We start from the raw sequence: 19,286 nt of genomic DNA, 5'->3' as shown, positions 1-19,286 counted from the left end.
GCATGAGCCTCGATCGCCCGGTGAGCCCGGACCCCTACACCCTGCTGCCCGCCGTCCCGTCGTTCACGGTCACGAGCACCGACGTCACCGACGGTGCGCCGCTGAAGGACGACCAGGTCGCCGCCCTCGGCAACACCTCGCCCCAGCTGAGCTGGAGCGGAGCGCCGGAGGGCACGAAGTCCTACGTCGTCACCTGCTTCGACCCCGACGCGCCCACGCCCAGCGGCTTCTGGCACTGGGTCCTCGTCGACCTGCCGGCCTCGGTGACGTCGCTCGACACGGGCGCGGCCGCCGCCGACCTGCCCGCGGGCGCCTTCCACGTGCGCAACGACGGCGGCGAGCACGGCTTCATGGGCGCCGCCCCGCCGGAGGGCGACCAGGTGCACCGGTACTTCTTCGTGGTGCACGCCGTGGGCGAGGAGACGCTCGGCGTCGACGAGTCCGCGAGCCCCGCGGTGGTGTCGTTCAACCTCGCGTTCAAGACCCTCGGCCGCGCCATCCTCCACGGGACGTACCAGCACTGAGGGGGTCGTCTCGGGCCGGCACTTTCCCCGGTCGACCGGGGAACACGCCGCTTTGACCATCAACGTTGATGGTCAAAGCGGCGTGTTGTTGTTTCAAGCGACGCGCGGTACGCCGCGGCGGCCCGTTCGTCGTCCCCAGGTGCCGAAGGGAACCGCGCCATCCACCGGTCGGCACGTCGCCGCTGGAGCGGACCGCGGAGCGGGAACGACGCGGCCATGCATCCACGACTCCGAGACCTCGACCGAGCGCAGGGCTACTTCCTCACGCGCGACGCCCTCGCCGCGGGCTACACGACGTCGGCCTTCTACCGCGCCCGCCGTGCTGGCGAGATCGTCGCCATCCGTCACGGCACCTACGCGGTGGCCAGCACCTGGAGGGAGCGCTCGGAGGTGGACCGGCACCGGGCCCGGCTCAGCTCGGCCCTCGAGCGGGCCGATGTAGGTCACGTCGCGTCCCACACGTCGGCGGTGGTCCTCCACACCGATGGCCACTGGGGCCTCGATCTGTCGACGGTCCACCTCACGCATCCGCGGCGTCGCTCCGAGCGGCGTGAGTCAGGGCTGGCCCACCACCGTGCCGTCCTGCCGGAGGAGCACGTCGTGGACATCGGGGGTGTGCCCACCGTCGTACCCGCGCGAGCGGCCGTCGAGCTGTCCACGATCCCGGACACCGAGCGCTCGCTGGTCGTGATGGACAGCCTCCTCCGGGAGGGGCGCATGACGGTCGGGGAGCTCGACGCGATGGTCACCCACGCGCGCAACTGGCCGGGAACGCTGCACACAGCCGTTGCAGCGAGCCTGGCGAGCCCGCTGGCGGGATCCGTCGGCGAGAGCCGGCTCTTCTACAGACTCTGGCGCGGCGGCATCCCCGCACCGGTCCGTCAACATCCCGTGTACGACGGATCTGAGCTGGTCGCGGTGCTCGATCTCTGGTGGCCCGAGCACGGTGTGGCGGGCGAGTTCGACGGCGCCGTCACGTACACCCGGTTGCTGCGGCCCGGTGAGAGCGCGGCGGACGCCGTCGTGCGCGAGAAGGTGCGCGAGGATCGAGTGCGAGAGCTCCTTGACTGCGGGTTCGTCAGGTACGTGTGGCACGACCTCGACGACCAGGATCGGCTCGTCGTGCGCACGCGGCGAGCGCTCGGGCTACCGATGGGCGCACCCAAGGTGTCGCTTTGACCATCAACATCGATGGTCAAAGCGCCACCTTCCCCGGTCGACCGGGGAAAGTGGCGGACCAGGGCCTCGACCTTCAGAGCCCCTCGCCGCGCAGCAGCGCCTCGAAGGGCACGACGTCGCCGAACTCCTCGTCGGCGGCGGGCAGCGCCGTCGCGCGCCGCGGGGCGACCGTCGGAGCCCCCGCGACCAGCACCGCGAGCTCGCCCGCTGCGCGGTGCACCCGGGCCGCGAGCTGGCTGTCGCCGCCGAAGTCCTCGGTGGCGGCGAACACCCCGGTGGGCACGGTGACGGCCCGCAGGTAGGCGAACAGCGGCCGCAGCGCATGCTCGATCACGAGCGAGTGCCGTGCGGTGCCGGCGGTCGCGGCGAGCAGCACCGGCTTGCCCGCGAGGGTCTCCGGCTCCAGCACGTCGAAGAAGGTCTTGAACAGACCGGAGTACGACGCGCTGAAGACCGGCGTGACCACGATGAGGGCGTCGGCCCGCGCGACGTCGCCGATGGCCTCGGCGAGCCCGCCCGTGGCGAAGCCCGTCAGCAGGTGGTCGGTGAGCGCGTGGGCGACGTCACGCAGCTCGACGACGTCCACCGAGACGTCCTCGCCCGCAGCGTCGAGCGCCGCCACCGCCGCGTCGGCGAGCTGGTCGGCCAGCAGCCGGGTGGTGGACGGCTGGGAGAGGCCCGCCGTCACCACGGCGATCCGGCGGGTCACGCCCCCACCTCCACGGCGTCCTCGGCACGGGCGCCGGTGACGTCGTCGGTGGCGTGCACCGTCGTGTCGCGCGCCCCGCCGGCGGCGGCGACGAGCGAGGCGTGCGTCGGCGCGTCGGGGACGTGGGCCGGGCGGCCCTCGGCGAAGCCCTTCCGCATCTCCGGCAGGATCTCGCCCAGCAGGTCGAGCTGCTCGAGCACCGTCTTCAGCGGCAGGCCGGCGTGGTCGACGAGGAACAGCTGCCGCTGGTAGTGCCCGGCGTAGTCACGGAACGACAGCGTCCGCTCGAGCACCTGCTGCGGCGAGCCGACGGTCAGCGGCGTCTGCGAGGTGAAGTCCTCGAGCGACGGGCCGTGCCCGTAGACGGGCGCGTTGTCGAAGTAGGGCCGGAACTCGCGCACCGCGTCCTGGCTGCTCCTCCGCATGAAGAACTGCCCGCCCAGGCCGACGATGGCCTCGTCCGCCGTGCCGTGGCCGTAGTGCTCGAACCGGCGCCGGTAGAGCGCCACCATCTGCCGCGTGTGCGAGGCCGGCCAGAAGATGTGGTTGTGGAAGAAGCCGTCGCCGTAGTAGGCCGCCTGCTCGGCGATCTCGGGGCTGCGGATCGAGCCGTGCCACACGAAGGGCGCGACGCCGTCGAGCGGGCGCGGCGTCGAGGTGTAGCCCTGCAGCGGCGTGCGGTGCTTGCCCTGCCAGTCGACGACGTCCTCACGCCACAGGCGACGCAGCAGCGCGTAGTTCTCGATCGCGAGCTCGATGCCCTTGCGGATGTCCTTGCCGAACCAGGGGTAGACGGGACCGGTGTTGCCGCGGCCCATCATCAGGTCCACCCGACCGTCGGTGAGGTGCTGGATCTTCGCGTAGTCCTCCGCGATGAGCACCGGGTCCGTCGTCGTGATGAGGGTCGTGGCCGTGGAGAGGATCAGCCGCTCCGTCTGGGCCCCGATGTAGGCGAGCGTCGCCGTGGGGTTGGAGGAGATGAACGGCGGGTTGTGGTGCTCCCCCGTCGCGAACACGTCCAGGCCGACCTCCTCGGCCTTCCGCGCGATCGCGACGGTCGCCTTGATGCGCTCGTGCTCGCTCGGGGTGCGGCCCGTCGTCGGGTCCGCCGTCACGTCGCCGACGCTGAAGATGCCGATCTGCATGTCGATCACTCGCTCCTCGTGTAGTTGAAAGTGAAACTATCACGTCAACCGGGTGCGCTCCAGCTTTGTTCCCGGATCAGTCCCGCGCCACCAGGAGCACGGCACGGTCGTCGTCGCCGCGGCGCACCTGCGCGATGATCCGCCCCGCGGCGCCCTGGAAGCCGCCGGCCACCTCGCGGGCGGCCGTGGCCTGGAGCCAGGCGATGCCGGCGTCGAGGTCGGCGTCCCGCGACTCGACGACGCCGTCGGTGTAGAAGAGGAGCGCCTCGCCCGGGTGGAGCGTGCCGCGGCTCTCCACGAGCTCCGGACGCGCGACGATCCCCAGCGCCGTGCCGCGGGCGTTGTCCACGAGCCACCGCGCCGCACCCTCGTCGTACCGCAGCGCGGGCGGGTGCCCCGCGCTGACGATGCCGTAGGCGCCCGTCTCGAGGTCGAGCCGGACGTGCACGGCGGTGGCGAACGAGTCGTCGTCACCGCGGCGCAGGAGGAAGTCGTTGGCGGCACCCATGAGCGCGACCGGCGGCAGCGCCCCGAGGAGCCCGCCGAGCGCCCCCGCGAGCTGCAGCGCCTGCGTGCCCGCGCCCACGCCCTTGCCGCAGACGTCGACGAGGATCATCTCGAGGTGACGGCCGTCGCCCGTCGTGTCCGCGACGAGGAAGTCGCCGGCGTACGCGACCCCGTAGGCCGGGCGGTTCGCCGACTCGGCCGACCACCCGGCGGGCAGCGGCGGCACCACGCTCTGCGACTGCAGCCGGTCGCGCAGGTCGACCAGCATCGCCTCGCTGACGACCGTGGGCAGGCCCGTGCGCTGACGGCGGGCGTGGGCCAGCACGAGCGCCGAGGCGATGAGCAGGGCGACGAGCGCCGAGATCCGGGGCGCCGTGAGCTCGCCGGCCACGAGCACGGCCGTGAACCCCAGCACCGCGCACACGGCCGCGAACACCGCGAGGGGCCAGAAGCGCAGCAGCATCATGCCGACGATGAGCCAGACGAGGTAGACGGTGACCGGCATGACGCCGTAGTCCCAGACGGACACGCCGAAGCACACGACGACCCCGACCACGAGGAGGTCGAGCACCCACCGCTGCCCGCTCGCGGACCCCGTGCGCCACCGTCCGACGCGGTCGGCGAGGTAGGCCGCGGCGCCCGAGCGCAGCCGCGTGGTGGTGCTCACCGCCGAAGCGTACGGCCTGCGCACCGCCCGTCAGTGCCGGATGGTGAGATGGCCCCATGAGCCAGCCCGACGTCCTCGGAGCCCCGTACACGGCCGAGACGATCCCGCTCCGCCCCGACGACGAGGGCGAGGTCGTCGCCACCCTCGTCCACCGCCCCGCCGTCGGCCCGTCGCGGGGGGCCGTGCTCCACGTGCACGGGTTCTGCGACTACTTCTTCCACACGGAGTACGGCACGTGGTGGGCGGAGCAGGGGTACGACGTCTACGCGGTCGACCTGCGGAAGTACGGCCGGTCGCTCCTCCCCCACCAGACCCCCACCTACGTCGACGACCTCGCGGCGTACGACGAGGAGCTCGACGCCGCCTGGCAGCGGATCACCGAGCGGGACGGCCACGAACGGGTCGTCCTCTCCGGCCACAGCACCGGCGGGCTGGTCGTCGCGCTGTGGGCCCACGGCCGCAGCCCGCGGGGCCTGGTCGGACTGGTCCTCAATGCGCCCTGGTTCGACCTGCGCGGGTCCCTGCTCGCGCGCACCGTCGGCACCGCGGTCATCGACGTGCTCGGCGCGCGGTTCCCCCGCCGCGTGCTCCCCCGCAACGTCAGCGGGCTCTACGGGCGTAGCCTGCACCGCGACCACGGGGGCGAGTTCGACTACGACCTGCGGTGGAAGCCGCTCGAGTCGGTGCCGGTGCAGCTCGGCTGGCTCCGCGCCGTGCGCCGCGCCCACGCGCGCCTCCACCGCGGCCTGGCGGTCGGCGTGCCGGTGCTCGTGCTCTCCTCGGACCGCACCACGGCGCCCGCCGACATGGACGAGGACGTGTTCACCAGCGACATCGTGCTCGACGTCGAGCAGATCCGGCGGTGGTCGCCCTACGTGGGGGCGCGGCACCTCACGTTGGTGACCGTGCCGGGCGCGGTCCACGACGTGATCCTGTCGCGCCCGCCGGCCCGCGCGCACGCCTACGACGAGCTGGGTCGCTGGCTGCGGAGCCGCATCGACGAGGACTGAGGGGCGTGTGACGCGCCCCGACGGTGGTCGGGTGCGCGCGGCGCAGCGCTCCCGCCGATACGGTGGTGGCCACCGCAGCACACACCCCACCGAAGGAGACACCCCGTGAGCTACAACCAGCCCCCGCCGCCCGGTGGGTACGGCGCGCCCCAGCCCGGCGCGTACGGCGCGCCCCAGCCCCGCCCGGCCGAGCTGATGGACCGCTTCCTGGCACGCCTCATCGACGGCATCCTGCTGACGATCGTCAGCTTCGTCATCGGCATCGTGCTCGCAGCGATCCTCATCGGCTCCGGCGGCGAGGCGAACTACGCGGTCACCGCGATCGGCGCGATCCTGGGCCTCCTCATCTCCTTCGGCTACTACGTCTTCTTCGAGACCACGTCGGGCCAGACCCTCGGCAAGATGGCGATGAAGCTCAAGGTGGTCGGCCCGGCCGGTGCACCCGTGACCGTCGAGCAGTCGCTGAAGCGCAACTTCTTCTACGCCTTCGGGCTGCTGGCCCTCGTGCCGCTCCCGGGCCTCAGCTTCCTTGGCAGCCTGCTGCAGATCGCGGCGTACATCTTCGTCGCCGTGACCATCAGCAAGGACACGCAGCTCCGCCAGGGCTTCCACGACAAGCTGGCGAACGAGACCTACGTGATGAAGCTCGGCTGACCCGAGCACCCACCACGACGAGGGGCCCCTGCCGCACACCGGCAGGGGCCCCTCGTGCGTCGGGCGTCAGCCCGCCAGGAACACGCCGAGCGCGACGACGCCGACGACCACGATGATCCCGCGGAGCACGCCGTCGGGCAGCCGCCGGCCGTAGCGCGCGCCGACCTGGGCGCCGAGCACCGCGCCGACGCCGACGAGCAGCACGACGAGCCAGTCGACGTCGACGAACACCGCGAACAGCACGCCCGCGATGCCGTTGACGAGGGCCACGAGCAGGTTCTTCATGGCGTTGAGCCGCTGCAGCGTCTCGTCGAGCCCGATCCCGAGGAAGGCCATCATGATGATGCCCTGCGCCGCGCCGAAGTAGCCGCCGTACACCCCGCAGAGCGCGACGACCGGCCACAGCCACGCAGGCCCGTGCTCGGGCCGCTCCCCCAGCCCGCGCGCCTCGCGACGCCGCGCGATGGCTGCGGAGATCCGCGGTCCGGTGACGACCAGCACGAGGCCGAGCACGATGAGCGCCGGCACGATGGCGGCGAACGCGCCGTCCGGCAGCGCGAAGAGCAGGACCGCTCCGATGACACCACCGAGCACGGACGCGCTGGCGAACCGCAGGATCCGCGCGCGCTGGCCCGCCAGCTCGCGACGGTAGCCCCACGCGCCCGACAGCGATCCCGGCACGAGACCGATGGTGTTCGAGGCGTTCGCGACGATCGGGGGCACGCCGAAGGCGAGGAGGGTCGGGAAGGTCACCAGCGTGCCCGAGCCGACGACGGTGTTGATGGCGCCGGCGGCGCCGCCGGCGACGAGGATCGCCGCCATCTCCGCCAGGGACGGGTCGAAGCCGCTCACCGGTGCTCAGGCCTGCCGGCGCGACCGGCGGCGCGCGGACCAGCGACCGTCCTCGAGGCGGACGGTGAGGGGGGTGTCGAACGTGGCCGAGAGGTTGGCCTCGGTGAGCGTCTCCGCGATCGGCCCCGCCGCCGTGACGCGGCCCTCGCGGAGCAGGAGGGCGTGGGTGAACCCCGGCGGGATCTCCTCGACGTGGTGGGACACCAGCACCGTCGCGGGCGAGTCCGGGTCGTAGGCGAGCACCGACAGCGTGCTGACGAGGTCCTCGCGCCCGCCGAGGTCGAGCCCCGCACCCGGCTCGTCGAGCAGCAGGAGCTCGGGGTCGGTCATGAGCGAGCGCGCGATCTGCACGCGCTTGCGCTCGCCCTCGCTGAGGGTGCCGAAGGTGCGGTCGGCGAGGTGCTCGACGCTCATCTCGCGCAGCAGCGCGTCGGCGCGCGCGTGGTCGGGCTCGTCGTAGGTCTCGTTCCAGCGCCCGACCACCGCGTACGCCGCGGTGAGCACCAGGTCGCGCACGGTCTCCCCCCGCGGGATGCGCTCGGCGACGGCCGCGCTGGCCACGCCGATCCGGGGGCGGAGCTCGAAGACGTCCACGGTGCCGAGGAGCTCGCCGAGCAGGCCGACCGCCCCCGAGGTGGGGTGCAGCTGGGCGGCGGCGATCTGGAGGAGCGTGGTCTTCCCGGCGCCGTTGGGCCCGAGCAGCACCCAGCGTTCCCCCTCGGAGACCACCCAGGTGACCCGGTCGAGCAGGACCGCGTCCCCCCGTCGGACCGTGACGTCGGCGAGCTCGAGCACAGCGGTCATGCCCGGCACCCTATCGAGGTCGGGCGCCGGGCCCGCGCCGTACCCTCGCCCCGTGGAATCCCAGCCCGTCTCCCTCACCCTCGCGTGGTGGGGCACCGCCTGGCTGCGCGGGCACGTCGCGGCCGACGACCTCCTCGACGCCCTCGGCGAGCATGCGGTCCGTCACGTCGTGGCCCCGGCACCCGGGGGCCCGTCGACCAGCCTGCTCGAGGCGCTGGGGCTCCTGCGCAGCGCGGGGGCGCAGGAGATCGGCGCCGCGTTCCCCGTCGCCGGGGACCTCGTCGGGCTGGGTGGTCCGGCCGCGTTCAACGCCGCCGCGCTCGACGCCGGCGAGGCGGTCCTGGCGACCGCCGTCGGGGTGGGCTGGACGCCGGCCGGCGTCGGCGCGGCGGTCGAGTGGACCGCTCACGCGGTCGGACGACGTCCGCTGCCCGACGTGGGCGACGCGGACCGCGGGTTGCGGGCCGCGCTGGTCGACACCGCCGACCGGCTCGCCCGGCTCGACGTGGCGCGCTGGCAGCCGGAGGTCGCCGACGAGCTCCTCGACCTGCGTCGGGTGGGCAGCGACCTGGAGGCGCCGCACGGCGTTCCCGCCCGCTGCGTCGACCTGGCGGGGCGTGCGCTGCGCCTGCAGCGTGTCGCGGCGCTCGCCGGTCGCAGCGACGGCGCCGCCGTCACCGCGCTGGAGATCGACGCCCGGCGGGACGCGGTCCACGGGCTGGCCCGTGCCGCCCGCCACGCGCTCACCGCCGCCGCGTCGCCCGAGGTCTGGCCGCCCGCCTGACCCCCGCCCGCGCCCCGCCGACGCTGGGCGCGTGCCGGACGCCGACGAGCGGTAGCCTCGCCTCCGATGAGCGCTCCCGCCGACCCCAGCCAGCCCCGTCCGACGGACGGCGGTCCCGCCCACCCCGCACCGCACGGTGCGGCGTACCCCGCCGGCGCTCCCGGTGCGGAGCGGACCCTCCTCCTCACGCTCACGGGCAAGGACCGTCCCGGCGTCACCACGTCGATGCTCGGCGTGCTGGCGCAGGCGGGTGTGGACGTGCTCGACGTCGAGCAGATCGTGCTGCGCGGTCGCCTCGTGCTGGGCCTGCTGGTGACGGCGCCCGACGCCCCGGCCGACGTCGACCGCCTGCGGGACGACGTCACCCGGGCCGCCACCGCGGTCGGCATGCAGGTCGAGGTCGAGCAGGGCACCGGCGACAACCACAGCCGCGGCGCCGGCCGGGTGCACGTCTCCGTGATCGGCGCGCCGCTGCGCGCCGAGGCGCTGGCCGAGATCACCGGCCGCATCGCCGACGCGGGCGCCAACATCGACCGCATCGAGCGCATGGCGCGCTACCCCGTGACCGCGATCGACCTCCACGTGTCGGGGGCCGATCCCGAGCGGCTCCGGCTCTCCCTCGCCGCCGAGGCCGCCCGGCAGGGCGTCGACGTCGCGGTGCAGCCGGCGAACCTGCTGCGGCGCAGCATGCGGCTCATCGTGATGGACGTGGACTCGACCCTCATCCAGGGCGAGGTCATCGAGATGCTGGCGGCCCACGCCGGCTGCGAGGACGAGGTCGCCGCGGTCACCGAGGCCGCGATGCGCGGCGAGATCGACTTCGAGGAGTCGCTCCGCCAGCGCGTGGCGCGCCTCGAGGGAGTCGAGGCGACCGCGCTCGACGAGGTCTACGCGAGCATCCGCCTGGCCCCCGGCGCCCGCACGATGGTGCGCACCCTCAAGCGGCTCGGCTACCGGTTCGCCATCGTCTCGGGCGGCTTCAGCCAGATCACCGACCGCCTGGCCGCCGACCTGGGCATCGACTTCGCGCGCGCGAACGAGCTCGAGATCGTCGACGGGCGGCTCACCGGCCGCATCGTGGGGCCGGTCGTCGACCGCGCGGGCAAGGCGACGGCGCTGCGCCAGTTCGCCGCCGAGGTGGGCATCCCCGTCGAGTCCGTCATCGCCGTCGGCGACGGTGCCAACGACCTCGACATGCTGGGGGTCGCGGGCCTCGGCATCGCGTTCAACGCGAAGCCGGCCGTGCGCGAGGCCGCCGAGGTGGCCGTCAACGTGCCCTACCTCGACACGATCATCTACCTGCTCGGCATCTCCCGCGAGGACGTCGAGGCCGCCGACGCGGCCGCCGGACTCGTGACCCCCGCCCCCGTCGCGGGCTGAGCAGCGGCGTACCGGCCGGTCAGGGGCGCGGCGGCCGGAAGTCGACGAGGCGGGCGAGACCCCAGGCGAGGTCGCGCCACGCCACCGGCACCGCGAGCACGGTGACCGCCGCGGGCGGGTAGCCCTGGGCCATGCGGAGCGCCGCGCGCTCGCTACCGCGTCCGTCGTGGAGCAGGTGGGCGAGCGAGGCCACCGTGGGGTTGTGGCCGACGACGAGCAGGGTGCCCACGCCCGTGTCGGTCGCCCGCACGAGGTCGAGGGCCGACTCCGGCCCGGCGCTGTAGAGCGCGGGCGCGTGCTCGACGGGGACGTCGAGCAGGTCGCCGGCGGCGGCGACCTCCTCCCACGTACGGCGCGTGCGACGCGCGTCCGACACGAGGGCGGCGTCGGGCAGGTGGCCCTCCGCCCGCAGCCACCGGCCCACGCCCGCGGCCTCTGCGCGCCCCTGCTCGGTCAGGTCGCGCTCGTGGTCGCTCGCGGCGGCGCCGACGGCGGTGCCGTGGCGCAGCACGACGAGACGACGGACGGCCGCGGGGGCCGCCAGGGGATCCGGGTCGGTCACGAGGACCAATGTCCCACCGCGGCGGAGCCCGTGTCCGGCCAACCCACCGATCGGGGCCGCACGAGTGGCGCGATGGGCTACGCTGATCCCGCTCTCATGGGAGGGAGGCTCAGCCTCCCGGGGCACCATGCCGGCAGCCCCGACTGGGAGGGAGGGGCTGCACTGGTGTGGTGCCCCGCACCCGTGGGGCGGGATCGACCCGCCCCCTGTGCCGCCGCGTCAGGCGCCCAACGCGTGGAAGCCGCCGTCGACGTGCACGATCTCGCCCGTCGTCGCGGGGAAGAAGTCCGAGAGCAGCGCCACGACCGCCTTGGCGGTGGGCGTCTGGTCGGCGTTGTCCCAGCCCAGCGGTGCGCGGTCCTCCCACGTCTGCTCGAGCCGCTCGAAGCCGGGGATCGCCTTGGCGGCGAGCGTCTTCAGCGGGCCCGCCGAGACGAGGTTGACGCGGATGCCCTCGGGGCCGAGGTCGCGCGCCAGGTAGCGCGAGGCCGACTCGAGCCCGGCCTTCGCCACGCCCATCCAGTCGTAGGCCGGCCACGCGACGGTCGCGTCGAACGTGAGCCCGACGATCGACGAGCCCGAGGAGAGCAGCGGCCGGGTGGCGGTGGCGAGCGACTTCAGCGAGTACGCCGAGACCTGCACCGCCTGCGCCACGTCGTCCCAGGGTCCGTCGAGGAACTTCCCGCCGAGCAGCGTCTCCGGGTTGCCGTAGGCGATGGAGTGCACGACGCCGTCGAGGCCGTCGACGTGCTCGCGCACCTGCGCCTCGAGGCCCGCGAGGTGCTCCGGGTCGGTCACGTCGAGCTCGAGCACGGGCGGCTCGACGGGCAGCCGCTTGGCGATGCGTCGCGTGATGCCGAGCGCGCGGCCGAAGTTGGAGATGAGGACGGTCGCGCCCTGCTCCTGCGCGACCTTCGCCGTGGCGAAGCCGATGGACGAGTCCATCGTGACGCCGGCGACCAGGATGCGCTTGCCCTCGAGGATGCCCATGTGTGCGTGTCCTTCTCTCTGCGGTGCGGGAACGTGCGGGTGTCGTGCGGGTGGTGCGGCGGGGTCAGTGCCCCATGCCGAGGCCGCCGTCGACCGGGATGACGGCCCCGGTGACGTACGCGGCCTGCTCGCTCGCCAGCCAGGTCACCGCGCCGGCGACCTCCTCGGGGCGGGCGTAGCGGCCCAGCGGCACCTGTGTCTTGATGGCGGCGCGCTGCTCGTCGCTGAGCACCTCGGTCATGTCGGTCTCGACGAAGCCGGGGGCCACGACGTTCGCGGTGATGGAGCGGCTGCCCAGCTCGCGGGCGATCGAGCGGGCCATGCCCACCAGGCCGGACTTGGAGGCCGCGTAGTTGACCTGCCCGGCCGAGCCCAGCAGCCCCACGACGGACGAGACCAGCACGATCCGACCGCGGCGCAGCTTCAGCATGCCCTTGGCGGCGCGGCGCACGAGCCGGTAGGAGCCCGTGAGGTTGGTGTCGATGACCGACGACCAGTCCTCGTCGCTCATGCGGAGCAGCAGCGTGTCCTTCGTGATGCCGGCGTTGGCCACGAGCACCTCGACCGGCCCCAGCTCGGCCTCGATGGTGGTGAAGGCGGCGTCGACCTGCGCGGCGTCGGTGATGTCGCACCGCACGTCGAGCGCGCCGTCGGGGGCACCGCCGTTGCGGGTCGTCACGGCGACGCGGTCGCCCTGCGCGATGAACGCCTCGGCGATGGCGCGGCCGATGCCGCGGTTGCCGCCGGTGACGAGGACGATGCGCCCGGGGGCGCCGTTCTGGGCAGTGTCGGTCACGTGCGGTGACGCTAGTGCTTACTGCGAAGTACACGAAAACCTCCCGGCCGCGCCGGGGCGCGACCGGGAGGTCCGGTGGTCGGGAGGGGCGTCGCGGGGACGCCCCGGGTCACTCGTCCTCGAGGCGGAAGCCCACCTTGAGCGACACCTGGAAGTGGTCGACCTGACCGTCCTTGACGTGGCCGCGCACCTGCGTGACCTCGAACCAGTCGAGGTGGCGCAAGGTCTTGCCGGCCCGTTCGATGCCGTTGCGGATGGCCTGGTCCACGCCCTCCGGGGAGGTTCCGACGATCTCGGAGATGCGGTAGGTGCGGTCCGTCATGGGGGCTCCTCGTGGCAGTGCGGTCGGCGCGGGCAGGTCACACCGCGCCCGCTGGTGTCGTGATGCTACCGACGTACGCTGGGGGCCATGCCGTCGCTCCGTCGTACCTCGTCCAGGGACGAGCCCGTGCGCATCACCACGGCGCAGACCGCCCCCGACGAGAGCCTCGACAGCCGCCAGCGGCGCTACATCTTCGCGATGGCGGTGCGCACGCTGTGCGTCGTGGGCGCGTACGCCGTCGGGCCGGGCTGGTTGCGGTGGGTGCTGCTCTCCGGCGCCGTGTTCCTGCCGTGGTTCGCGGTCGTGGCCGCCAACGTCACCACCCAGCGCTCCGACGGGTTCGAGGTGGAGGCGGTGGACGCCCCGGCGCTGCCCGCCGGTGGACAGGCGATCCACATCGAGGCCGGGGACTGGGAGACGCGCGAGGAGCGCGACCCCGCGTGAGCATCTTCGCCGGGCTCGGCGGCCCCGACCCCACGCCGGACCGGCACCACGACGCCCACGACGCCCCGGACGGTCCCGACGGGCCGGCCGCGCCGCTGTGCTCGGCCCGGGGGTGCCGCGCGACCGCCACGTGGGCGCACCGCTGGAACAACCCCCGGCTCCACGCCCCCGAGCGTCGGAAGGTGTGGCTCGCGTGCGACGAACACCGGTCCTCCCTCGCCGACTTCCTCGGCGCGCGCGGGTTCCTGCGCGACACCGTCGCCGTCGGCGACCTGACGTCCCAGGACGGCTGAGGACGACTGAGGACGACTGAGGACGGCTGAGGACGGCTGAGGACGGCTGAGGACGGCTGCCCGCACGCTCCTGGCGCCGGGTCAGCCCCCGATGGCCGACATCGGGCGCGCCGGCTGCAGGAACGCCGGGTCGTCGATCCCGTGACCGGGCGCCTTGGGCCACATCGCCGTCCGCCACAGGTCGGCGATCGTCGCGTCCGCGGCACCGTCGCGGAGCGCTCCCCTGAGGTCCGACTCGCCGCGCGCGAAGAGGCAGTTGCGCACCTGGCCGTCGGCGGTCAGCCGGACGCGGTCGCAGTCGCCGCAGAAGGGCCGCGTGACGGAGGCGATCACGCCCACCCGGCCGCGGAGCCCGTCGCCCGCGTCGACGACGAACCGCTCGGCCGGGGCGCTCCCGCGCTCCTCGTCGTCCGGCCGGACGTCGAAGGCGGCCTCGAGCGAGGCGAGGATCTCGTCCGCCGTCACCATGGTGTCCCGCGACCACCCGTGCTGGGCGTCCAGCGGCATCTGCTCGATGAAGCGCAGCTCGTGCCCGGCGCCGAGGGCCCAGCGCACCAGCTCGGGCGCCTCCGCGTCGTTGACCCCGCGCAGCAGCACCGCGTTGATCTTGACGGGGCTCAGCCCGGCGGCCGCTGCGGCCTCGATGCCCGCGAGCGCGTCGTGCAACCGGTCGCGACGGGTGAGCGCCGCGTAGGACTCCGGGCGCACGCTGTCGAGGCTGACGTTCACCCGGGTGAGGCCGGCGGCGGCGAGCGCCGTCGCCGTGCGGGCGAGGCCCAGCGCGTTGGTGGTGAGCGAGAGCTCGAGCCCCGGCGCCGCCCGGTGGACACGGTCGACGATGTCGACGAGACCGCGGCGTACCAACGGCTCGCCGCCGGTGAACCGGACCTCGCGCACCCCCAGGTGCTCCGCGGCGATGGTCACGAGCCGCACGACCTCGTCGTCCGTCAGCACGTCCTCCCCCGGCAGCCACTCGAGGCCTTCGGGCGGCATGCAGTACGAGCAGCGGAGGTTGCAGCGGTCCGTGAGGGACACGCGCAGGTCGGTCGCGACCCGACCGTGCCGGTCGACGAGCCCGCGCTCCGTCGCCGGGCGCGCGTGCGCCACGGGGGTCGGCAGGTCCACGAGCTCGCTCATGGACCCAGGATAGGTGGCTGCCGGGCAGCGGCGCCCCGGCGAGTAGCCTCTGGAGGGTGGGCTCCTTCCGCTTCCTGCTCTCCCGGCGCTGGATCCTCTTCGGCATCGCGGTCGTCCTGCTGACGTACGTCGCCTACCTCCTCGGCCAGTGGCAGTTCCACCGCCTCGACGACCGCCGCGAGCGCAACGCGATCGTCGAGCGCAACGAGGGACGCACCGTCGACGTCGGCGTGATCATGAGCCCCGGCGGCGACGTGGACGCCGAGGACGAGTGGACCGCCGTGACGGCGACCGGCACCTACGACGTCGAGAACACGGTCGTCGTGCGCTACCGCACCCGCGACGGCCAGCCCGGCGCCGACGTCGTGGTGCCGCTGCGGCTCGACGACGGCACGAGCGTGCTCGTCGACCGCGGCTGGATGGCGACGGAGAACTCGGGCGACCTCGCGGGCACCGAGCCCGAGACGCTCCCGGCGCCGCCGAGCGGCGAGGTGGAGGTCGTGGGCTACGCACGCAGCGACGCCGAGGGGCGCAGCACGGACGTCACCGACACCCAGTCGACCCGCGCCATCTCCTCGGTCGCCATCGGGGACGCGCTGGACCTCGACCTCCTCGGCGGGTTCGTCGACCTCGCGGAGGAGACCCCCGCGGCCGCCGAGCCGCTCGCCCCGCCGCCGCTCCCCGAGCTCGACGAGGGCCCGCACTTCTTCTACGGCCTGCAGTGGTGGTTCTTCGGCGCCCTGGCCGTCTTCGGCTTCTTCTACCTGATGTACGACGAGGTGCGCGGCGGTCCGGCGCGCCGCGACCGCCTCCGCGCCGAGAAGCGGGCGCGCGTCGAGGCGCAGGAGCAGCAGCAGGCGGAGATCCAGGCGCGGATCCGCGCCGAGCGGGAGGCGAGCCGCCGCGGCTGAGCCGGGTCCCGGCGTACGCCGCGGAGCGTTCCCGCCGGCTCAGGCCACGGTCGGGGTGACGTCGTCCACCAGCTGGGTCGCGTGGAGGCGGGCGTAGAGGCCGTCGCGCAGCAGCAGCTCGGTGTGGGTGCCGCTCTCGACGATCCGTCCCCCGTCGACGACGAGGATCTGGTCGGCGTCGCGCACCGTCGACAGCCGGTGCGCGATGACCAGCGAGGTACGTCCCTCCAACGCGGTCGCCAGCGCCTCCTGCACCGCCTGCTCCGACCCACCGTCGAGGTGGGCGGTGGCCTCGTCGAGCACGACGAGGGGCGGTGCCTTGAGCAGGAGGCGGGCGATCGCGAGACGCTGGCGCTCGCCCCCGGAGAGGCGGTAGCCCCGGTCGCCCACCACCGTGTCGAGCCCGCTCGGCAGCGACCGGACGAGGTCGCCGACGCGCGCGGCCTCGAGCGCCTCCCAGATCTCCGGGTCGGTGGCCGAGGGGCGGGCGTAGCGGAGGTTGGCGCCGATCGTGTCGTGGAAGAGGTGGGCGTCCTGCGTCACGTAGCCGACGGCGTCCTCGAGCGAGTCGAGGGTCACGCTGCGCACGTCGTGCCCGGCGAGACGGACCGTGCCGGCGTCGACGTCGTACAACCGCGCCACGAGGTGGGTGATGGTCGTCTTGCCGGCGCCCGAGGGCCCGACCAGGGCGACCTTCTGGCCGGGCTCGGCCACGAAGGTGACGTCGTGGAGCACGGGGCCTCCCCCGTTGCGGTCGGGCGACGACACGGTCTCCAGCGAGGCCAGGGTCGTGCCGGCGGCGTTCGGGTAGGCGAACGAGACGTGGTCGAGCTCCAGCCGCACGCCGCCCGTGCCCTCGCGACGCGGCAACGGGACCGCGTCGGCGCGCTCGGGCACGCTGGCCGGGAGGTCGAGCACCTCGAAGACGCGCTCGAAGCTGACGAGCGCGGTCATGACGTCCACGCGCACGTTGGAGAGGCCCTGCAGCGGGCCGAGCAGGCGGAGGAGCAGGGTCGCGAGGGCCAGCAGGGTGCCGAGCGTCAGCTCCCCCTGGACCACGAGGTAGCCGCCCACGCCGTACACGAGCGCCGTCGCCATCGCCGGGACGAGCATCATCGCCGCGGCGAACAACCGGGTCAGGAGCGCGATGCGCACGCCGAGGTCGCGCACCACCTCCGCCTTGCGGGCGAAGAGGGCGTCCTCCTCGGGGCGGCGGCCGAACAGCTTGAGGAGCATGGCGCCGCCCACGTTGAAGCGCTCGGTCATCATGTTGCCGAGGTCGGCGTTGCCGTCCATCTGGCGCCGCGTCAGGCCGGCCAACCGGGCGCCCACCCAGCGCGAGACCCCGAAGAGCAGCGGGAACATGAGCAGGCACAGCAGGGTGACCTGCCAGCTCAGCGCCACCATGGTGATGCCCACGACGACGACCGCGACGGTGTTCGACACGGCGCTGGACAGCACGCTCGTGAACGCCTTCTGGGCGCCCACGACGTCGTTGTTGAGGCGCGAGACGAGGGCGCCGGTCTGGGTGCGGGTGAAGAACGCCAGCCCCTGCCGCTGCACGTGCGCGAACACCTGGCGCCGCAGGTCGTAGATGAGGCCCTCGCCCAACCGGGCCGAGAGCCAGCCGCCGAGCACGCCGAGCACCGCGTCGACCACGGCGGTGAGCGCCATGAGCCCGGCGACGACCGCCACCACCCGGAGGTCGCGGGCCACGATGCCGTCGTCCACGAGACGCTGCACGAGGAGCGGCGTGACCACCACGAGGAGGGCGTCGAGCACGGTGACGCCGCCGAACCAGCCCAGCACGCGCCGGTGGGGGCGCGCGGCGCCGAGCACGCGACGTACGACGGCGCGGTCGACCTTGGTCGACACCGCGGACCGGTCGGTGCGCAGGTGCCGCCACGACGCGCCCATTCCCGACATCCCTGACATGCCCCTCCCAACCGTCCCGGCGCGTCGCGTGTTCCCGCTCGCCGCCGGCGCTCCTGACCCTACGATGCGATCCGTGAGCACCGAGCCGTCCGTCGCTGCCGCGGCGTACGGGTCGCGCCTCCTCGGCCGCACCGACCAGAGCACCCGGTCGCTGCGGGTCCGGGTGCAGCTGCTGCTCACCGCCGTGCTCCTCACCGCCAACCTCATCGGCGCCGTCGTCGTGGCGTCGGTGCTCCTGCTGGTGCGCCCCTCGGAGCCCGTCACCGGCGCGTACTGGCTCGCCCACGCGATCGCGGTGCCCGTGTACGTCGCGGCTGCCGCCGTCGTCGGCGTCCTCACCATCACCAGGGCGCTGCTGCGCGTGCTCACCTGGGCCCGGGAGGACCGGGCGCCCCGGGAGGACGAGGTGCGGGCCACCCTGCGGGCGCCGCGCCTCGCGCTCGTGCGGCAGGGCGTCCTGTGGGCGGGCGGCGTCGCCCTCTTCACCGCCGTCCCCCTGTGGCTGCAGCCGTCGATGGCGCTGACCGAGGGCATCGCCGTGACCCTCGCCGGGGTGCTGGTCTGCGCGATCTCCTACCTGTGGACCGAGTTCATCCTGCGACCCATCACCGCGCGCGCCCTCGTGCAGGGACCGCCTCCGGTGGGCCGCACCTCGGGGGTCCACCGGCGCCTCATCGTCTTCTGGGTGCTCGGCACCGGTGTGCCCGTCGCCGTGCTGATGCTCTGCGGGATCCTCGCCCTGGCCGGTGACGACCAGGTCGACCTGACCCGGCTGGCGGTCCTGTGCCTCGTGCTGGGCGGCGTGGTGCTCCTCTTCGGCTACATGATCATCGGGCTCACGTCCCGGTCGATCGTGGCGCCGATCGCCTCCGTCCGCCACGCGCTCGCCGCGGTCGAGGACGGGCGCCTCGACGTGACCATCCCGGTCTACGACGCCACCGAGATCGGTCACCTGCAGAGCGGCTTCAACCGGATGGCGGCGGGGCTGCGGGAGCGCGAGCGCATCCGCGACCTGTTCGGGCGCCACGTCGGCCAGGAGGTGGCGGCCGCCGCCGTGAGCGCCGACGTCGAGCTCGGCGGCGAGACGCGGGTCGTCTCGGTGCTCTTCGTGGACCTCATGGGTTCGACGGCGATGGCGACGCGGCTCGAGCCGCAGGAGGTCGTCACGGTGCTGAACCGGTTCTGCGCGGTGGTGGTCGACGAGGTCGACCGCGCCGGCGGGCTCGTCAACAAGTTCATGGGCGACGCCGTCCTCGCCGTGTTCGGTGCACCGGTCCCCCGCGACGACCACGCGACGGCGGCGCTCCGCGCCGCGCGGGCCATCGCCGCCCGTCTGGCAGCGGAGGTGCCGGAGATCCGGGCGGGGGTGGGCGTGGCCACCGGTGAGGCCGTCGCGGGCAACGTCGGCGACGAGCGCCGCTTCGAGTACACCGTCATCGGCGACGCCGTGAACTCCGCGGCCCGGCTCACGGAGCTCGCCAAGAAGCGCCCCGGCCTGGTGCTCGCGGCCGACGCGTCGCTCGCCGCCGCGGACGACGACGAGGCGGCGCGCTGGCGGCCCGACGGCGAGGAGGTCCTCCGTGGCCGTGCGACGCCGACGGGCCTGGCGGTCCCGCGCTAGTCAGCCCCGGGTCGTGGTGTGAGGCCGCGCAATTCCGCGGGTCTGGCACCACGACCCCCG

The 19,286-nt window shown here is 73.9% G+C and carries 21 protein-coding genes; 10 read left to right on the top strand and 11 right to left on the bottom strand.

All coding sequences use genetic code 11. The annotated features are described in order from the left end of the window. The first annotated feature begins 2 nt into the window (after positions 1-2). Both G3T38_RS08780 and G3T38_RS08775 read left to right on the top strand, forming a co-directional pair. Entirely contained in the window at positions 3-524 is a 522-nt protein-coding gene (locus tag G3T38_RS08780; protein ID WP_163771915.1) for a YbhB/YbcL family Raf kinase inhibitor-like protein, read from the top strand. A gap of 216 nt (positions 525-740) precedes the next feature. Beyond that, entirely contained in the window at positions 741-1,703 is a 963-nt protein-coding gene (locus tag G3T38_RS08775) for a type IV toxin-antitoxin system AbiEi family antitoxin domain-containing protein (RefSeq protein ID WP_163771914.1), read from the top strand. 73 nt (positions 1,704-1,776) lie between these two features. Here the strand turns inward: G3T38_RS08775 and G3T38_RS08770 are convergent, their stop codons facing one another. The 3 genes from G3T38_RS08770 to G3T38_RS22585 form a co-directional block, all read right to left on the bottom strand. Then, positions 1,777-2,412 (bottom strand): CE1759 family FMN reductase, encoded by a 636-nt coding sequence (locus tag G3T38_RS08770; protein ID WP_163771913.1) that lies wholly within the window; start codon positions 2,410-2,412, stop codon positions 1,777-1,779. Next, a complete protein-coding gene (locus G3T38_RS08765) occupies positions 2,409-3,557 on the bottom strand; it encodes an LLM class flavin-dependent oxidoreductase (RefSeq protein WP_163771912.1) in 1,149 nt (382 codons plus the stop codon). The genes G3T38_RS08770 and G3T38_RS08765 overlap by 4 nt, the downstream gene beginning before the upstream one ends. A 76-nt stretch (positions 3,558-3,633) precedes the next feature. After that, positions 3,634-4,731, bottom strand: a complete 1,098-nt coding sequence (locus G3T38_RS22585; RefSeq protein ID WP_163771911.1) for a SpoIIE family protein phosphatase — start codon at positions 4,729-4,731, stop codon at positions 3,634-3,636. Between the two features lie 56 nt (positions 4,732-4,787). On the opposite strand from G3T38_RS22585, the gene G3T38_RS08755 reads away from it, so the two are divergent. Next, positions 4,788-5,741 carry an alpha/beta hydrolase gene (locus G3T38_RS08755; protein ID WP_163771910.1) on the top strand — a complete coding sequence of 318 codons (954 nt, stop codon included), beginning with the start codon at positions 4,788-4,790 and terminating at the stop codon, positions 5,739-5,741. Positions 5,742-5,846: 105 nt separating this feature from the next. Beyond that, positions 5,847-6,395 (top strand): RDD family protein, encoded by a 549-nt coding sequence (locus G3T38_RS08750; protein ID WP_163771909.1) that lies wholly within the window; start codon positions 5,847-5,849, stop codon positions 6,393-6,395. Between the two features lie 66 nt (positions 6,396-6,461). Here the strand turns inward: G3T38_RS08750 and G3T38_RS08745 are convergent, their stop codons facing one another. After that, entirely contained in the window at positions 6,462-7,247 is a 786-nt protein-coding gene (locus G3T38_RS08745) for a sulfite exporter TauE/SafE family protein (protein WP_420846786.1), read from the bottom strand. Between the two features lie 6 nt (positions 7,248-7,253). Beyond that, positions 7,254-8,051, bottom strand: coding sequence for an ABC transporter ATP-binding protein (locus G3T38_RS08740; RefSeq protein ID WP_163771908.1), 798 nt, complete (start codon positions 8,049-8,051; stop codon positions 7,254-7,256). Between the two features lie 52 nt (positions 8,052-8,103). Between G3T38_RS08740 and G3T38_RS08735 the strand changes: the two genes are divergently transcribed. Further along, entirely contained in the window at positions 8,104-8,835 is a 732-nt protein-coding gene (locus G3T38_RS08735) for a hypothetical protein (protein ID WP_163771907.1), read from the top strand. 66 nt (positions 8,836-8,901) lie between these two features. Continuing rightward, positions 8,902-10,215 (top strand): phosphoserine phosphatase SerB, encoded by a 1,314-nt coding sequence (serB, locus tag G3T38_RS08730; RefSeq protein ID WP_163771906.1) that lies wholly within the window; start codon positions 8,902-8,904, stop codon positions 10,213-10,215. Positions 10,216-10,234: 19 nt separating this feature from the next. Here serB and G3T38_RS08725 read toward each other — a convergent pair whose 3' ends face one another. From G3T38_RS08725 to G3T38_RS08710, 4 genes are all read right to left on the bottom strand, one after another. Further along, positions 10,235-10,777: a histidine phosphatase family protein gene (locus G3T38_RS08725; protein WP_163771905.1), complete on the bottom strand. Its 543-nt coding sequence runs from the start codon at positions 10,775-10,777 to the stop codon at positions 10,235-10,237. Positions 10,778-10,996: 219 nt separating this feature from the next. After that, positions 10,997-11,767 carry an enoyl-ACP reductase FabI gene (gene fabI / locus G3T38_RS08720; RefSeq protein WP_163771904.1) on the bottom strand — a complete coding sequence of 257 codons (771 nt, stop codon included), beginning with the start codon at positions 11,765-11,767 and terminating at the stop codon, positions 10,997-10,999. 64 nt (positions 11,768-11,831) lie between these two features. After that, a complete protein-coding gene (gene fabG, locus G3T38_RS08715) occupies positions 11,832-12,563 on the bottom strand; it encodes a 3-oxoacyl-[acyl-carrier-protein] reductase (protein WP_163771903.1) in 732 nt (243 codons plus the stop codon). A 109-nt stretch (positions 12,564-12,672) separates the two neighbouring features. Continuing rightward, positions 12,673-12,885 (bottom strand): dodecin, encoded by a 213-nt coding sequence (locus tag G3T38_RS08710; RefSeq protein ID WP_163771902.1) that lies wholly within the window; start codon positions 12,883-12,885, stop codon positions 12,673-12,675. Positions 12,886-12,972: 87 nt separating this feature from the next. On the opposite strand from G3T38_RS08710, the gene G3T38_RS08705 reads away from it, so the two are divergent. Together G3T38_RS08705 and G3T38_RS08700 are read left to right on the top strand one after the other, a co-directional pair. Continuing rightward, positions 12,973-13,329, top strand: coding sequence for a DUF3099 domain-containing protein (locus G3T38_RS08705; RefSeq protein WP_163771901.1), 357 nt, complete (start codon positions 12,973-12,975; stop codon positions 13,327-13,329). Then, the gene (locus G3T38_RS08700) at positions 13,326-13,622 is read left to right on the top strand and encodes a hypothetical protein (RefSeq protein WP_338037547.1); all 297 of its coding nucleotides are present in this window, start codon (positions 13,326-13,328) and stop codon (positions 13,620-13,622) included. The genes G3T38_RS08705 and G3T38_RS08700 overlap by 4 nt, the downstream gene beginning before the upstream one ends. Before the next feature lie 81 nt (positions 13,623-13,703). Here the strand turns inward: G3T38_RS08700 and moaA are convergent, their stop codons facing one another. Next, a complete protein-coding gene (moaA, locus tag G3T38_RS08695; protein WP_163771900.1) occupies positions 13,704-14,759 on the bottom strand; it encodes a GTP 3',8-cyclase MoaA in 1,056 nt (351 codons plus the stop codon). A 56-nt stretch (positions 14,760-14,815) separates the two neighbouring features. Between moaA and G3T38_RS08690 the strand changes: the two genes are divergently transcribed. Continuing rightward, positions 14,816-15,670, top strand: a complete 855-nt coding sequence (locus tag G3T38_RS08690; protein ID WP_163771899.1) for an SURF1 family cytochrome oxidase biogenesis protein — start codon at positions 14,816-14,818, stop codon at positions 15,668-15,670. Positions 15,671-15,709: 39 nt separating this feature from the next. On the opposite strand, the gene G3T38_RS08685 is transcribed toward G3T38_RS08690, so the two are convergent. After that, complete coding sequence (locus tag G3T38_RS08685) at positions 15,710-17,587, bottom strand: ABC transporter ATP-binding protein (protein WP_241728658.1); 1,878 nt, start codon at positions 17,585-17,587, stop codon at positions 15,710-15,712. Positions 17,588-17,669: 82 nt separating this feature from the next. Between G3T38_RS08685 and G3T38_RS22580 the strand changes: the two genes are divergently transcribed. Further along, complete coding sequence (locus G3T38_RS22580; RefSeq protein WP_163771897.1) at positions 17,670-19,226, top strand: adenylate/guanylate cyclase domain-containing protein; 1,557 nt, start codon at positions 17,670-17,672, stop codon at positions 19,224-19,226. The last annotated feature ends 60 nt before the right edge of the window (positions 19,227-19,286 follow it).

It is taken from the genome of Nocardioides zeae, assembly GCF_010686755.1.
Classification (GTDB): Bacteria; Actinomycetota; Actinomycetes; order Propionibacteriales; family Nocardioidaceae; genus Nocardioides; species Nocardioides zeae.
The sequence above is the reverse complement of the archived record's forward strand: the minus strand, read 5'-3'. Positions and strand labels throughout refer to the sequence as shown.

What these genes read in the sequence shown, in the direction of transcription:
- G3T38_RS08780 (WP_163771915.1), top strand. Translation starts at nt 3, where the DNA reads ATGAGCCTCGATCGCCCGGTGAGCCCGGACCCCTACACCCTGCTGCCC.
- G3T38_RS08775 (WP_163771914.1), top strand. Translation starts at nt 741, where the DNA reads ATGCATCCACGACTCCGAGACCTCGACCGAGCGCAGGGCTACTTCCTC.
- G3T38_RS08765 (WP_163771912.1), bottom strand. Translation starts at nt 3,557, where the DNA reads ATGCAGATCGGCATCTTCAGCGTCGGCGACGTGACGGCGGACCCGACG.
- G3T38_RS08755 (WP_163771910.1), top strand. Translation starts at nt 4,788, where the DNA reads ATGAGCCAGCCCGACGTCCTCGGAGCCCCGTACACGGCCGAGACGATC.
- G3T38_RS08740 (WP_163771908.1), bottom strand. Translation starts at nt 8,051, where the DNA reads ATGACCGCTGTGCTCGAGCTCGCCGACGTCACGGTCCGACGGGGGGAC.
- serB (WP_163771906.1), top strand. Translation starts at nt 8,902, where the DNA reads ATGAGCGCTCCCGCCGACCCCAGCCAGCCCCGTCCGACGGACGGCGGT.
- fabI (WP_163771904.1), bottom strand. Translation starts at nt 11,767, where the DNA reads ATGGGCATCCTCGAGGGCAAGCGCATCCTGGTCGCCGGCGTCACGATG.
- G3T38_RS08710 (WP_163771902.1), bottom strand. Translation starts at nt 12,885, where the DNA reads ATGACGGACCGCACCTACCGCATCTCCGAGATCGTCGGAACCTCCCCG.
- G3T38_RS08705 (WP_163771901.1), top strand. Translation starts at nt 12,973, where the DNA reads ATGCCGTCGCTCCGTCGTACCTCGTCCAGGGACGAGCCCGTGCGCATC.
- moaA (WP_163771900.1), bottom strand. Translation starts at nt 14,759, where the DNA reads ATGAGCGAGCTCGTGGACCTGCCGACCCCCGTGGCGCACGCGCGCCCG.
- G3T38_RS08685 (WP_241728658.1), bottom strand. Translation starts at nt 17,587, where the DNA reads ATGGGCGCGTCGTGGCGGCACCTGCGCACCGACCGGTCCGCGGTGTCG.
- G3T38_RS22580 (WP_163771897.1), top strand. Translation starts at nt 17,670, where the DNA reads ATGCGATCCGTGAGCACCGAGCCGTCCGTCGCTGCCGCGGCGTACGGG.